The sequence below is a fragment of the Flavonifractor sp. An112 genome (genome assembly GCF_002161085.1).
Lineage (GTDB): Bacteria > Bacillota > Clostridia > Oscillospirales > Oscillospiraceae > Flavonifractor > Flavonifractor avicola.
Genome location: NZ_NFLU01000019.1, coordinates 33546 through 46681, shown reverse-complemented (window position 1 = coordinate 46681; position 13136 = coordinate 33546). Strand labels below are relative to the sequence as shown.

Annotated in this window: 13 protein-coding genes and 2 tRNA genes; 8 read left to right on the top strand and 7 right to left on the bottom strand. The window is 60.0% G+C overall.

The genetic code is table 11. From position 1 onward, the window contains the following. The coding region (locus B5E56_RS13090; protein WP_143383175.1) for an S-layer homology domain-containing protein at positions 1-2832 on the top strand (2832 nt) is incomplete at its 5' end. Between the two features lie 69 nt (positions 2833-2901). Here B5E56_RS13090 and B5E56_RS13085 read toward each other — a convergent pair. After that, on the bottom strand, positions 2902-3333 hold the full coding sequence (locus tag B5E56_RS13085; RefSeq protein ID WP_087390900.1) for a hypothetical protein: 432 nt from the start codon (positions 3331-3333) through the stop codon (positions 2902-2904). A 323-nt stretch (positions 3334-3656) separates the two neighbouring features. On the opposite strand from B5E56_RS13085, the gene B5E56_RS13080 reads away from it, so the two are divergent. After that, positions 3657-4682: an aldose epimerase family protein gene (locus B5E56_RS13080; RefSeq protein WP_087390896.1), complete on the top strand. Its 1026-nt coding sequence runs from the start codon at positions 3657-3659 to the stop codon at positions 4680-4682. A gap of 60 nt (positions 4683-4742) precedes the next feature. Here B5E56_RS13080 and B5E56_RS13075 read toward each other — a convergent pair whose 3' ends face one another. After that, on the bottom strand, positions 4743-5696 hold the full coding sequence (locus B5E56_RS13075; RefSeq protein ID WP_087390893.1) for a hypothetical protein: 954 nt from the start codon (positions 5694-5696) through the stop codon (positions 4743-4745). Positions 5697-5824: 128 nt separating this feature from the next. Between B5E56_RS13075 and B5E56_RS13070 the strand changes: the two genes are divergently transcribed. Further along, entirely contained in the window at positions 5825-7996 is a 2172-nt protein-coding gene (locus B5E56_RS13070) for a Tex family protein (RefSeq protein WP_087390890.1), read from the top strand. Beyond that, positions 7993-8361 carry a metallopeptidase family protein gene (locus tag B5E56_RS13065; RefSeq protein WP_087188359.1) on the top strand — a complete coding sequence of 123 codons (369 nt, stop codon included), beginning with the start codon at positions 7993-7995 and terminating at the stop codon, positions 8359-8361. The genes B5E56_RS13070 and B5E56_RS13065 overlap by 4 nt, the downstream gene beginning before the upstream one ends. 38 nt (positions 8362-8399) lie before the next feature. On the opposite strand, the gene B5E56_RS13060 is transcribed toward B5E56_RS13065, so the two are convergent. The 5 genes from B5E56_RS13060 to B5E56_RS13040 all read right to left on the bottom strand — a co-directional run bounded on the left by B5E56_RS13060 (position 8400) and on the right by B5E56_RS13040 (position 10201). Further along, on the bottom strand, positions 8400-8732 hold the full coding sequence (locus tag B5E56_RS13060; RefSeq protein WP_087390887.1) for a cupin domain-containing protein: 333 nt from the start codon (positions 8730-8732) through the stop codon (positions 8400-8402). 13 nt (positions 8733-8745) lie between these two features. Then, on the bottom strand, positions 8746-9105 hold the full coding sequence (locus B5E56_RS13055; RefSeq protein WP_087390884.1) for a DUF6483 family protein: 360 nt from the start codon (positions 9103-9105) through the stop codon (positions 8746-8748). Between the two features lie 15 nt (positions 9106-9120). Then, a complete protein-coding gene (locus B5E56_RS13050; RefSeq protein WP_087269901.1) occupies positions 9121-9750 on the bottom strand; it encodes a LexA family protein in 630 nt (209 codons plus the stop codon). Between the two features lie 278 nt (positions 9751-10028). Next, positions 10029-10113: transfer RNA gene (locus B5E56_RS13045), tRNA-Tyr, on the bottom strand. 12 nt (positions 10114-10125) lie between these two features. After that, positions 10126-10201, bottom strand: a tRNA-Thr gene (locus B5E56_RS13040). A 259-nt stretch (positions 10202-10460) separates the two neighbouring features. Here B5E56_RS13040 and B5E56_RS13035 point away from each other — a divergent pair. From B5E56_RS13035 to B5E56_RS13020, 4 genes are all read left to right on the top strand, one after another. Continuing rightward, entirely contained in the window at positions 10461-10694 is a 234-nt protein-coding gene (locus tag B5E56_RS13035; protein WP_087188354.1) for a hypothetical protein, read from the top strand. Then, positions 10675-10992 (top strand): sigma-70 family RNA polymerase sigma factor, encoded by a 318-nt coding sequence (locus B5E56_RS13030; protein WP_242958984.1) that lies wholly within the window; start codon positions 10675-10677, stop codon positions 10990-10992. The genes B5E56_RS13035 and B5E56_RS13030 overlap by 20 nt, the downstream gene beginning before the upstream one ends. Before the next feature lie 97 nt (positions 10993-11089). Continuing rightward, on the top strand, positions 11090-12454 hold the full coding sequence (gene rpoN, locus B5E56_RS13025; protein ID WP_087390878.1) for an RNA polymerase factor sigma-54: 1365 nt from the start codon (positions 11090-11092) through the stop codon (positions 12452-12454). Beyond that, positions 12451-13125 carry an HAD family hydrolase gene (locus B5E56_RS13020; protein WP_242958982.1) on the top strand — a complete coding sequence of 225 codons (675 nt, stop codon included), beginning with the start codon at positions 12451-12453 and terminating at the stop codon, positions 13123-13125. The genes rpoN and B5E56_RS13020 overlap by 4 nt, the downstream gene beginning before the upstream one ends. Positions 13126-13136: the final 11 nt, after the last annotated feature.

The following is a 13136-nucleotide window of genomic DNA, read 5'->3' as shown; positions in this document are numbered from 1 at the left end:
AGCCTGGCTCTGGCCGCTGTTATGCTGATGGGCATGATGGTCGTGGGCGCCGGCGCTGCGAGCAAGGATTTCACTGACGCCAGTGAGATCAAGAATGTTGAGGCTGTCGACGTTATGGTTGCTCTCGGTATTCTCGAGGGCGGCGATAAGGGCGACTTCCAGCCCAACACCATTCTGACCCGCGAGCAGGCTGCAAAGATCATCACCTATATGCTGCTTGGCTCCGACGCTGCTGAGAAGCTGACCACCAACTCCGCCGTCTTTAAGGACGTGGCTGCTGATCGTTGGTCCGCTCCCTACATCGGCTACTGTGTGAACCTGGGCATCCTGGCTGGCGACGGCAACGGCAACTTCTTCCCCGAGGGCAAGCTGACCGGCGCTGCTTTCGCCAAGATGCTGCTGGTTGCTCTGGGCTATGATGCCAAGATCGAGAAGTACGTGGACAACGAGTGGGTTATCAATGTGGCCACCGACGCCATTGCTGCGGGCATCGTTCCCTCCGGCCTGGTGCTGACCGATAACCTGTCCCGTCAGGACGCTGCCCAGATGGCTTTCCAGGCTCTGACCGCTGACATGGTGTACTACACCTCCAAGGGCACTACCGTTATCGGTTCCGATGGTATGCAGGTCATCATGGGCGCTTCTGCCCCCACCAAGGTTGCTCATGCTACTACTACCGGCTATAAGGCCACTGGCAACGATGCCTATCAGCAGTTCTGCGAGCAGTACTTCAAGGATCTGCGCCTGACCGTTGGTGCTCCCGACGGCATGAACCGCCTCTCCAACCAGTGGGCTTATAAGAACAAGACTGTTGGCACCTATGCTGAGACTCCCGATTACACTGTTGTGATCGATGAGGCCCAGACCGCTGCCAAGGCCATTGATAACATCAGCAAGTCCTACACTGACAGCGGCTCCATCGTCTCTGTCAACGGCGGCTCCAAGACCACTACCGCTGCCACCAGCCTGAAGGTCGGCGACGTGATCGAGGTCTATATGAGCGACACCACCGCCAACCAGGTTGCCAATATCACCGTGACCCGTTACTCTGTTGCTAAGCTGAACGGCGATGTGGCCACCAAGGGCGAGGGCGACGATCTGGAAGTGCGTGTGCCTGGCGTGTTTGCCGGTTACAAGAGCGCTGACGATGTGTCCGGCTATGCTGGCCTGACTAAGAACGATGTTGTCTACTACTATGTTGACAACGCTGGTGTTTACTACCTGGCCAAGGCTGATTCTTTCGAGGGCCAGCTGACCGGTACCAAGAACACCACCCCCGTCAAGTATGTCATCAGCGGTTCTGACTATGTTGCCAACGGCAACATCACCATCAGCGGTGTGACTACTGGCGCTGTGTACAACACCACTTATGCCTACTACACCGATGCTAACGGCTACCTGATTTATGCTGATGAGGTTGAGGCTGCTGCCAGCGATTACGTTGTGCTCCAGCAGATCGTCTATGTTCCCGGCGACGGCTCCATCGGCGGCTCTGCCCGCGTTGAGGCCCGCGTTGTGAAGATGGACGGCACCACTGAGGTCGTGACCATTGAGTCCATCACCGACGGCACCACTAAATATGTGGACATCAGCACCACTGATGTTGATGGCACCCATGATGGCGGCACCGACAAGTATCTGGTTTGGAACAACAGCGGTGTGAAGCTTGACGCCACTGTGAACGGCTATACCAGCAAGGCTTACTTCACCTACACTATCAACTCCGACAACGAGTATGCTCTGACCAAGGTGAACGCCAACGCCACTGACAAGATCACCGTTGGCAGCCTCACTTCCGCTGCCATCAACAACGGCAAGGTGTCCATCACCGGTACCGGTTCCCCCAACACTGTGAACGTGAACAACAACACTGTGTTCGTGGTGGCCAAGACCTCCGGCGATAAGACCTTTGCTGTGTACACCGGTAAGGACAACGTGCCCGATGTGGCCGGTGCGGCCCTGACCTGGGTTGCCAAGAATGGCGTTGCTACTCACGTCTATGTAAATACTTATAGCACCAGCACTGTCTCCGGTGACACCGTGTTTATCATGGACGCCAACAAGGTGGGCTTCGAGACCGTGAAGGACGGCAACACCACCACCTACTACAACACCTACAAGGCCATTGTGAACGGCGAGTCCACCACCGTGAAGGTGAAGGCTGCCTCCAACGGCAACAACAGCCTGGATGGCGGTTCCGCTTCCGTTGCTGTGGGCCTGTTTACTCCCACCTACAACACCGACGGCCTGATCACCAAGCTGACCACTAACAGCCTGGGCCAGCGCGTCCAGTACGGCTATAAGCTGAGCGATGGCACTCTGGTCGTTGGTACTTCCACTGGTTACTCCTACAGCAACGACGCACTGGTCTTCATCATGGACGAGGATGGCAATGTCACTGAGGCTGTGGCTTCCGACCTGACCGAGGATAAGAACGACAGCATCTATGTTGTGACCACCAATGCCACCGATGCCGAGGTTGATTATCTGTTCATCGTGGAGAATGACGACAGCGATGTGTCTCTGGCTACCATGACTGCTACTGGCGGCGCTGGTCTGACTCTGGATAAGGATACTGTTGTGCAGACCGTGACCGCTGCTAGTGGCCAGACCTACACTTTTGCGGCTACTGCCAATGGCGTGGGTGCCACCGTTACTTATGACAACAATAACGACGGTACCTTCGGCTCCGGCGAGACCGGCATCACCGCTGCTACTCAGACCACTTCTGCTCAGACTGTGGTTATGAAGATCAAGGTCGCTACTGTGGATGGTACCGAGCAGGTTTACACCATCAATATTGTAACTCCTGCTGCTCCTGCTGCGCCCTAATCTATCCTGATAGGATTCTGTTAGGCAACGAAGTAAAGAAGTCCTCCGGCATTTGCCGGAGGACTTCTTCTATTTAACAGCAAAATATCGAAAGCGTACGCTTTTTAAGTTGGTAGTATAATAATAGGTCTGATTTGTGCCATAAACCTGGTCCTCTTGATAAATAACCTGGAATCCGCTCTCCGTTGCGCATAGGTAGATAACATCATTTGCAACTGCGGGCAGGTCAGGAAAAACCAACCCCCCATGATAGTCCAATGAATAGTTTGTGGAAGAAAATGTGGTACCAATTTCGTTGCAGACGTATAAAAGTCGAGGCATAAAACCAAGATCAATCGTACGATTGTGTGAACCATCACCAACATAGGTGCCCACTATGATTTCCGGAAACCCGCTTAATATATGGTCGATCTTCTCCAAATCCTCATTAAAGTCGGTCCGCAGAAAGGGGTCCTCCGGCTCCCACTGGTGGAGCTGATAATGTTCCGTATAGTTTGCCATATTCATTCCTCCTCGTTTTCTCCAAAAGGGGAGAGCTGCCCTCAAAACCCCTCCCCTTGCTCTATAGATATCACCAAACTGGGATGGTGTTGCACAGCCACAAAATAAGCCCCGTCCCGGGGTGGGGAGGGGGCGGAAGAACAGCGGGGAAATGAGGCTGCTCCGGGCAGTCTGACTATTGGCAGCGGCTGCGAAATATGCTATCATTTAAGGCAAAGCTGCTCCGGCCAGGAGGCGGCTGTGGAATGGAAGAACATGGCTGATGGGAGCCCCGCCCGCAGCAAAACAGAGGGTTCCCCGGTTCGGGAGAAAGGTTGTGCACCATGGCAGACTGGACAAGAGAACCCTTCGGCGTCACCGCCGGGGGGAAAGAAGTGGAACAGTGGACCGCCCAGGCGGGCAGCTATACGGCCAAGATCCTCACCTATGGCGGCATCCTCCGCAGCTTTATGGTGGAGGACAGAGACGTGGTGCTGGGATGCGACACCCTGGCCGACTATGAGAAGCAGGACAAATACTTCGGCGCCCTGGTGGGCCGGGTGGCCAACCGCATCGGTGGCGCCTCCTTTGACCTGAACGGGGTCCATTACCCCCTGGCCGCCAACAACGGCCCCAACTGCCTCCATGGCGGCGTTCACGGCTTTCATGAGGCCGTGTGGGAGGCGGCAGTCCGGGAGGGCAGGCTGGTGCTCTCCCACACCAGCCCCGACGGGGAGGAGGGCTTCCCCGGCACCCTGGAGGTGCGGGTGAGCTACGACCTCACCGCCGACGGCGTACTCTCCCTGGATTACTGGGCCAAGAGCGACAAGGATACCCTGTGCAACCTGACCAACCACAGCTACTTCAATTTGATGGGCCACAACTTCGGCTCCCTGGAGGGACAGCGGGTCCAGGTGTATGCCAGCGCTATCACCGAAAACGACGCCAACAGCACCCCCACCGGGTCCCTGCTGGCGGTGGAGGGCACCCCCTTTGACCTCCGTTTCCCCCGGGCGTTCCTTCAGGGGCTGGCCATGCAGCATCCCCAGCTGACGGTGGGCAACGGCTACGACCACAACTTCGTGCTGCGCACCCAGCCCAACGCCCCCCTGGGGCTGGCGGCCCGGGTGATGGGCGGCGGGCTGTGCCTGGAGTGCTACACCACCCAGTGCGGCCTCCAGCTCTACACCGCCAACTATCTGGACGGCGTGCCCGGCAAGGATGGGGCGGTGTACGGGCCCCGGTCGGCCTTCTGCCTGGAGACCCAGGGCTGGCCTGACGCCATCCACCACCAGGGCTTCCCCAGCCCCATCCTGCGGGCGGGGGAGGAGTACCGCCACACCACCACCTACCGGCTGGCTACCATTTAAGCCGGGCGAACGCAAGCAAAGAGCCGGTCTGCCTCATTGGCAGGCCGGCTCTTTTGTGTTTTAAGATGAGACCGAATCCAGCAGATCTTCCCGCTCCCGCTTTAGAGAAGCCTGCTGGTCGTTCAGGTCCTGGGAGGCGGCCTCCAGATCCCGGAGTGCGGCGGTCAGCTTCATGTGGACCTCCGATACCCCCTCCTGGGCCTTTTTGATGCTGGACTGGACGTACCAGTCGGAGAAAATGCCGTCAAAGAAGTAATCGGCAAAGGTGGCAAACTCCCCGATCTGGATGTTGGGCACCTGGAGCTGACTCACATCGGCCAGCTCGGTGCGGAAGTCGCTCAGGGCCCGCTGAGCCGCCCGGATGCTGGACTGGGCGCTGTCCAGCCGGTCGTACTTGGCCATGGTGGCGATGAGTCCGCCACCCAGCATATCCCAGGTGCCCCAGCTGCGGGCGCTGTCCAGATCGTCCTGGACCTGGCCCAGCAGCCGCTTGGCGTTCTCGCCGGCGGAGAGTGCCTCCTCCAGTTCCTTCTGCTGATGGGTCACGTCAGACAGCTGGCGGTCCAGCTCCACCAGCCGGGCCCCTGTCTGGCCGCCCATGGCCTTCACCAGCTCCGCCTTCTCCGTCCACAGTGCCTCCAGCTGCTCGGGGGCGTCCCGCAGGCCGTCCCGCTCCCGGATCAGGCCGTTGAGCTTGTTCTCCAGATATTCCAGGTCCGACCTGGCCTGGTCGTACTGGAGTTTGGCGGCCAGAGCCTCCCGGCGCTCCTTGTCCAGCCGCTCCTCCTTATGACCAATCAGGGTAAGGAGAAAGGCGTGCACGCCGCCCTTCTCCAGCTTGTCCACGTCGTCCTGCTCCTTGCGGAAGCTTTGGGCGGTCTCGTCCACCTTGGCCTGCCGCTCCCCCCGCTGACGGTGGAGTTCCTCGATCTGGGCATCCAGCTGCTTGCGGCGGGCCTGGGCGGCGGTCAGGGCCTCGATGGCCTGGTCGATCTCATAAAGGCGTTGATTCATGACGTCTCTCCCCCTTCTTTCCCCTTGATTTTACACGCAACGACGGGGGAAAGCAAGGAGATACCCTGGACTTGCGGTCCAAAACCGGGTAAAATATTGATGACAAGCCCGCTGCAAAGGAGAACACTATGGATACCATCATTCAGATCCTGGCCAGGGAACTGGGCCAGAAGGAGACATACATTCAGAACGTGGTGAACCTCATCGACGAGGGCAACACCATTCCCTTTATCGCCCGCTACCGCAAGGAGCTCCACGGCGCCATGGACGACACCACCCTGCGCACCCTGGCCGACCGGCTGCAATACCTGCGGAACCTGGACAAGCGGCGGGAGGAGGTCAAGGGGGCCATTGAGGCCCAGGGCAAGCTGACGGAGGAGCTTTCCGCCGCCATTGACTCCGCCGCCACCCTGGCGGAGGTGGAGGACCTGTACCGCCCCTACAAGCAGAAGCGGCGCACCCGGGCCACCATGGCAAAGGAGAAGGGATTGGAACCCCTGGCCGATCTGCTCTTTGCTCAGGCCATGGACGGCCCTGTGCCGGAAGAAGCTGCCGCCGGGTATGTTGACCCGGAGAAGGGCGTGGAGACGGTGGAGGAGGCCCTCCAGGGCGCCAACGACATCATTGCAGAGCGCATCTCCGACGACGCCGACATCCGCAAGCTGCTGCGGGAACTGGTGTGGAAGAAGGGCTATCTGGTGTCCGCCGCCGCGGCCAAGGAGCGGTCGGACACGGTGTACCGGCTGTACTACGACTTCCGGTCTCCCATCAACCGCCTCCAGGGCCACCAGATCCTGGCCATCAACCGGGGCGAGCGGGAAGATATCCTGAAGGTGAGCGTGGAGATGGACCGGGAAGCCGCCCTCATCCCCGTCCGCCGGCGGGTGCTCAACCCCGGCACCCCCGCTATGGCCTTTGTGCGCGCCGCCGCCGAGGACGCCTACGACCGGCTCATCTTCCCCTCGGTGGAGCGGGAGATGCGCAACCTGCTTACCGAGCAGGCCGACGAGGGGGCCATCAAGATGTTCGGCCTCAACCTGAAACCCCTGCTGATGCAGCCGCCGGTGAAGGGCTTTGTTACCATGGGCCTGGACCCGGGCTACCGCAACGGCTGCAAGGTGGCGGTGGTGGACGCCACAGGCAAGGTGCTGGACACGGCGGTGGTCTATCCCACCTTCAATGAAAAGAAGAAGCAGGAGGCCATTGATATTCTGTCCAAGCTCATCCGCAAGCACGGTGTGGCTCACATCGCTATTGGCAACGGCACCGCCAGCCGGGAGACCGAACAGATGGCGGTGGAGATGATCCGCAAGCTGGGCGGCGGGGTGAGCTACATGATCGTCAACGAGGCGGGCGCATCGGTGTATTCCGCCTCCAAGCTGGCGGCGGAGGAGTTCCCCGACTACGACGTGAACCTGCGCTCCGCCGTGTCCATTGCCCGGCGGCTCCAGGACCCCCTGGCCGAGCTGGTGAAGATCGATCCTAAGTCCATCGGCGTGGGCCAGTACCAGCACGATATGCCCCAGGCACGGCTGGACGAGACGCTGGGCGGCGTGGTGGAGGACTGCGTCAATGCGGTGGGCGTGGACCTGAACACCGCCTCGGCGCCCCTGCTGGCCTATGTGGCGGGCCTCAATAACACCACCGCCAAGAACATCGTCAAGTACCGGGAGGAGAATGGCGCCTTTGCCACCCGGAAGGGGGTACTCAAGGTGCCCAAGCTGGGCCCCAAGGCCTTCGAGCAGTGCGCCGGCTTCCTGCGGGTGCCGGAGAGCAAAAACGTGCTGGACCACACCGGCGTCCACCCGGAGAGCTATGAGGCGGCCCAGAAGCTGCTGGAGCTGTGCGGCTACACCCTGAAGGATGTGGCGGCAGGAACCATTGACGAGCTGTCTGACCGGGTAAAGGCTTACGGCAGGGAAAAGGCAGCAGAAGCCTGCGGCGTGGGCCTGCCCACCCTGGATGATATCGTAAAGGAGCTGCTCAAGCCGGGCCGGGACCCCCGTGACGAGCTGCCCAAGCCCATTCTGCGTACCGACGTGATGGAGATGAAGGACCTGAAGCCGGGGATGGAGCTCACCGGCACGGTGCGCAACGTTATCGACTTCGGCGTGTTTGTGGACATCGGCGTCCACCAGGACGGCCTGGTCCACATCTCCCAGCTGTCCAACCGCCGGGTGCGCCACCCCAGCGAGGTGTGCGCCGTGGGGGATATCGTCACCGTCTGGGTGCTGGAGGTGGACGAGAAAAAGAAGCGCATCTCTCTCACCATGAAAAAGCCCAAGGAGGGAGCGGTATGATCCTCAGCTTTGACCAGGTGGGGGATCTGCTGGACGAAATGGCGGAGGAGTTCCCGGAGGAGTTCTATCAGGATCTGAATGGGGGTATCTCCCTGCTGCCTGAGGCGGTGGAGGACCCGGCGGGGGAGGACCTCTACATTATGGGGGAGTACTGCAACGATATGATGGGGCGGTACATCAACCTCTACTACGGCTCCTTTGCCGCCCTGGCTGAGCAGGAGAACTGGACGGAGGAGGACTGGGAGGACGAGCTGTACACCACCTTGTCCCACGAGTTTACCCACCATGTGGAGGGCCTGGCCGGCGAGCGAGGCCTGGAGATCAAGGACGAGCTGGAACTGGAACAGTACCGGCGGGAACAATAAAAAAAGCGGCGGACGCATCGCGTCCGCCGCTTTTTTGTTTAGTTGTGCTGAGGTACCACAGCAAAAAAGACCAGGTCGGCCCCGCCGTCGTTGATGAGGGTATGGGCGTGGCCCTCCGGGCAGTAGTGGCAGTCGCCGGGGCCCAGACGCTCCTCCACGCCGTCGCAGATGGCCTTGCCGGTGCCGGAAAGGATGTACATGACCTCGCTGTTGCCAGTGTGGGTGTGCAGGCCGATGGAGGCGCCGGGTTCCAACCGGTTCATCATGATGCGGTTGTGGCCGTCGGCCAGAAAACGGCTGTAGGTGGTCTTTTCGCCCCCTTTGAACTGGGGCAGGGGAGTCTCTTCCATCTGGGAAAAACAGAGTTTCATAGGGGTATCCTCCTTACAGAATCACACCGTAACGGGCCGCCAGCTCCTGCAGGCCCTCCTGCAGCTCCTGCCGGTCAAAGCCGGCCTGGTCCAGCTGGTCGTCGGTGAGGGTGTTGGCGCGGGCATAGAAGTCCACTGCCACCTCCAGGTAGCGAAGGTCGTCCCAGTCGCTCTCCTGAAAGAGCAGATCTTCTCCGCCGCCCACATCGCCGGCGGCCAGCAGTTCTACCAGGTGCAGGTGAAGAGCATCCAGAGCAGCATCTTCCTCCGCGCCGGTGGGGAGATAGTCGGGAGAATCTTTTTTCAGGACCAGTTTGGCCAGAGAACGGGCCAACCCGTCCACCTGCCGCAGCATCCAGTCGTCTGTCAGCATGGTATCGCTCCTTTGTTATAATTCCCGCACCAGTTTGACGGCTATGCCCACGATGCGGGCCAACCCCTGCTCGAAGTCCCGCAGGGGAATGATTTTGGGCTCATAGCAGGGATTTTCCGGCTGAAGGATTACCATGCCCTTCTGACAGCGGAAGCGCTTCAGAGTGGCGTCCTCGCCGTCCACCAGACAGGCCACGATCTGACCGTTCTCCGCCGTGGATTGCCGCCGGATGAGCACCAGGTCGCCGTCCCTGATACCGGCGTTGATCATGCTGTCGCCGGTGACCCGAAGATAGAAATGCTCCTCCGGATCGGGTACGTCGGCAGCGGCATAGCCCTCGATCTGCTGGCTGGCCAGAATGGGGGAGCCCGCCCGGATGACACCGAGTATGGGTACCACCGGTTCCCGGCGAGCAGGGCAGGGGGGCTGGCGGGGGACGTTGAAACCCTGCAGCCACAGCGGGTCCACCCCAAGGGAGCGGGCAATGGCGGCGGCGGTGCCGATTTTGGGCTCACGCTGGCCCAGGACATAGCGGTTCAGAGTCTGGGGATTCATATTCAGCCGGTCCCCCAGCTGTTCATAGCTGAGGCCGGACTCTTCCATCAGGCTGCGCAGACGGGCGCCGAAGGTGCTCTCCTGCTCCATACCATGTTCCCTCCTGTCCAATTTGTGGGTCTATTCTATCACATTTTATCACCAAACGCAACATATTTCGACAAAAAATGATTGACTTTTATCTCCGTTTGGTGTTATTATGGCTATGCGATGGAACGAAAGTTCCATATTTGGATAAGTTCATCACCAATCGGAGATTTATTTCGGAGAGGGGAGAAACGCAGGGGAAGAAAAAAGCCCCGCCGTCCGGCGAGGGATCCGATTGGGGAGGAAAATAAAAAATGCCCCGCCTTCTGGCGAGACATTTTTGGTGGAGGAGGGTGGATTCGAACCACCGAAGCGAATCGCAACAGATTTACAGTCTGCCCCCTTTGGCCACTCGGGAACTCCTCCATATGAACTTGTTGGAGCTGGTGGACGGACTCGAACCCCCGACCGGTTGATTACAAATCAACTGCTCTACCAACTGAGCTACACCAGCAGACCAGCTCGTCCACAGCGAATGTTATTTTATCAGGGAGAAGGGGATTTGTCAAGAGAAAGAACAAAATTTTTTTAAAAAATTTTTGGAGGAGGAATGGGTATCCGGCCACGGGTGTGGACAGACCCGCTGCGGGATGTGCAGCGGATACCGCCGGCAGAGTGGTGCCGCCTTTGCGGTGCGGAGCTGTATGGCCAGGAGCGGGAGCTTTGCCCGCTCTGCCGGGCGGAGCTTACCGACAGAGAGAAGGGGACTAGGCATGACATTACAGGAGTTATCGATTCAATATCGGGCAGGTGCGGAGACCCTGCGGCAGCGGGTGCGGCTGCTGGAGAGCCGAAGGACGGCCGCGGTGGACGAGCACGGACGCCGGCTGCTGGAACAGCGCATTCGCCATCTGGAGGCCATGTGGCGAGAGGCCCGGGACCTGGCGGTCCTGTGTGAGCGCTATTACGACAGGGGGTATCACTGCAATGTCCGGTACACGATATAGGAGAGGGAAAGAGTTTGCCGCCGATATGGCAGTCTATGCTCAGGTCATGGCGGAGGATAACTCCGAGCAGATGGGGCGGCTGCGCCGCAATGTGATGCGGGCCCTCCAGGAGGATGTAACCCCCCGGCAGCGGGAGTGTATGCTGCTCTATTATGATAAGGGGCTCAATATGCGGCAGATCGCCGAGCTGACCGGTGTGGATAAATCCACCGTGTCCCGCAACATCAAGCGGGGAGAGTCCCGGCTGCGCCGCTGCCTGCGCTATGGAGCCGAGCAGCTGCTGGCGCCTCGGGAGTGAAGTATTTTCTACCGGGCGAGATGTTGAAATGTGAGGGGGTTCCATGATATACTTTCTTCCGAGAAACCGCGAAAATGGGCGAAGGGAGGAAGTTACCTTGGAATTGAACCTGACACAAAAGCAGACACAGACCCTCTCTCCCCAGATGATGCAGTCCATGGAGATCCTTCAGATGGGGTCTCAGGAGCTGCTGGAATACATTGAGGAGGCCGTGCAGGAGAATCCGGTGCTGGAGCCGGAGGAGCGGTACGACAAGGCGGATGAGAGCGATCAGCTCCGCCGCAAGCTGGAGTGGCTGGAATCCACCGACCCTCAGAACCGTTACTATCACCAGCAGGACACTGAGGAAGAGGACGACCGGCTGGGCAATTACGGTACCATGGAGGACCGGGAGGACAACCTGTATTACTATGTACTCTCCCAGCTCAAGGTGCTGGATCTGCCGCCGGAGGTCATGGAGGCCGGCACCTTCCTGGTGGAGAGCCTCAACGCCAACGGCTGGCTGGATGAGCCTCTGGATGCCCTGGCTGCCGATTACGGCTGCCAGGTGGAGGTGCTGGAGCAGGCGCTGGCCGCCGTCCAGTCTCTGGAGCCCGCCGGCGTGGGGGCCCGGGACCTGTCCGAATGTCTGCGGCTCCAGCTGGTGCGCCGTACGCCGGTGGACGAACTGGCGGTGCGTATCGTGGAGAGCCAGCTGGACGCCCTGTCTAAGAGCCGCTATGGCCTCATTGCCCGGGAGCTGAAGGCAACCCCCGAGGAGGTGCGGGCCTCCTGTGAGTTGATCCGCACCCTGAATCCCCGGCCGGGCACCGGCTTTGCCGCCAGAGAGAACCTGACCTACATCAATCCCGATATCATCGTGGTCAGCTTTCCCGATCACTTCGAGCTGCTGCCCAACGACTACTATTTCCCCACTCTGGGGATCAGCGGGTACTATACCCGTCTGCTGAAGGAGAGCGATGACCAGCAGGTGAAGGATTACCTCACCGGAAAGGTCAAGCAGGCCAAGTGGATGGTCCATGCCATTGAGCAGCGCCGATCTACCCTCATGTCCTGCGCCGGGTGCATCCTGGAATTGCAGGAGGCCTTCTTTCGGCAGGGACCGGGCCATCTGGTGCCCATGTCTCTGGCCGATGTGGCCGGGCGCATCGGGGTCCACGAGTCCACGGTGAGCCGGGCGGTAAAGGACAAGTACATCCAGTGCTCCATGGGGGTGTATCCCCTGAGCTACTTCTTCTCCCGCAGCCTGGGGACCAGCAGTGAGGACGCCGCCTCTCCCGACGCGGCCAAGGCCTTGCTGAAAAAGCTCATCGCCGGAGAGGACAAGAAAAAGCCTCTGTCCGACCAGAAGTTGTGTGAGATGATGACCGCCCAGGGCTGCCCTCTGTCCCGGCGCACCGTAGCCAAATACCGGGATGAGCTGCACATCCCCAGCACCACGGGGCGGAAGCAATACGAATGATTTTTGGAGGAACCATGGGTTTTCAAGGGGTATTTTTTGATTTTGACTATACACTGGGGGATGCCACCGAGGCCATTGTGGCCGGTTTCCGGTACGGCTTTGAGCAGATGGGTCTGCCGGAGCCGGAGCGGGAGGCGGTGCGCCGCACCATCGGTATGACTCTGGAGGACGGCTATACCACCCTCACTGGAGACCAGCGGCCCGAGCAGCGGGCCCTGTTTCGGAAGCTGTACACCGAGAAGGCCGCACCCCTCCAGGTGCAGGTGACCCGCCTTTTCCCCGGTGCGGCGGAGCTGCTTACCGCGCTCAGGGAGGCGGAAATCCCGGTGGGTGTGGTAAGTACCAAGCGCACCGACACACTGACGGCAGTGCTGGAGGCCAGAGGCGTACGGCAGAGCCTGGTTTCCATCACCGGCGGCGACAAGGTGGACCGGCCCAAGCCGGACCCCCAGGGGCTGCTGGCAGCCCTGGCAGAGCTGGGCCTGAAGCCGGAGAATGTGCTCTACTGCGGGGATACCCTCATTGATGCGGAGACCGCCCACCGGGCCGGGGCCCATTTCTGCGCCGTTCTCAACGGTACCACCACCCGGCAGGACTTTGAAGCCAGCGGCCTGCCGCTGGATCATGTGGCGCAGGACCTTGGGGATCTGAAGGCCTGGCTGGGGCTGTAATTCTGTTATAT

Excerpts from the sequence above, each read along its gene's own strand:
- B5E56_RS13085 (WP_087390900.1), bottom strand. The coding sequence starts at position 3,333 with ATGGCAAACTATACGGAACATTATCAGCTCCACCAGTGGGAGCCGGAG.
- B5E56_RS13080 (WP_087390896.1), top strand. The coding sequence starts at position 3,657 with ATGGCAGACTGGACAAGAGAACCCTTCGGCGTCACCGCCGGGGGGAAA.
- B5E56_RS13075 (WP_087390893.1), bottom strand. The coding sequence starts at position 5,696 with ATGAATCAACGCCTTTATGAGATCGACCAGGCCATCGAGGCCCTGACC.
- B5E56_RS13070 (WP_087390890.1), top strand. The coding sequence starts at position 5,825 with ATGGATACCATCATTCAGATCCTGGCCAGGGAACTGGGCCAGAAGGAG.
- B5E56_RS13065 (WP_087188359.1), top strand. The coding sequence starts at position 7,993 with ATGATCCTCAGCTTTGACCAGGTGGGGGATCTGCTGGACGAAATGGCG.
- B5E56_RS13060 (WP_087390887.1), bottom strand. The coding sequence starts at position 8,732 with ATGAAACTCTGTTTTTCCCAGATGGAAGAGACTCCCCTGCCCCAGTTC.
- B5E56_RS13055 (WP_087390884.1), bottom strand. The coding sequence starts at position 9,105 with ATGCTGACAGACGACTGGATGCTGCGGCAGGTGGACGGGTTGGCCCGT.
- B5E56_RS13050 (WP_087269901.1), bottom strand. The coding sequence starts at position 9,750 with ATGGAGCAGGAGAGCACCTTCGGCGCCCGTCTGCGCAGCCTGATGGAA.
- B5E56_RS13035 (WP_087188354.1), top strand. The coding sequence starts at position 10,461 with ATGACATTACAGGAGTTATCGATTCAATATCGGGCAGGTGCGGAGACC.
- B5E56_RS13030 (WP_242958984.1), top strand. The coding sequence starts at position 10,675 with ATGTCCGGTACACGATATAGGAGAGGGAAAGAGTTTGCCGCCGATATG.
- B5E56_RS13020 (WP_242958982.1), top strand. The coding sequence starts at position 12,451 with ATGATTTTTGGAGGAACCATGGGTTTTCAAGGGGTATTTTTTGATTTT.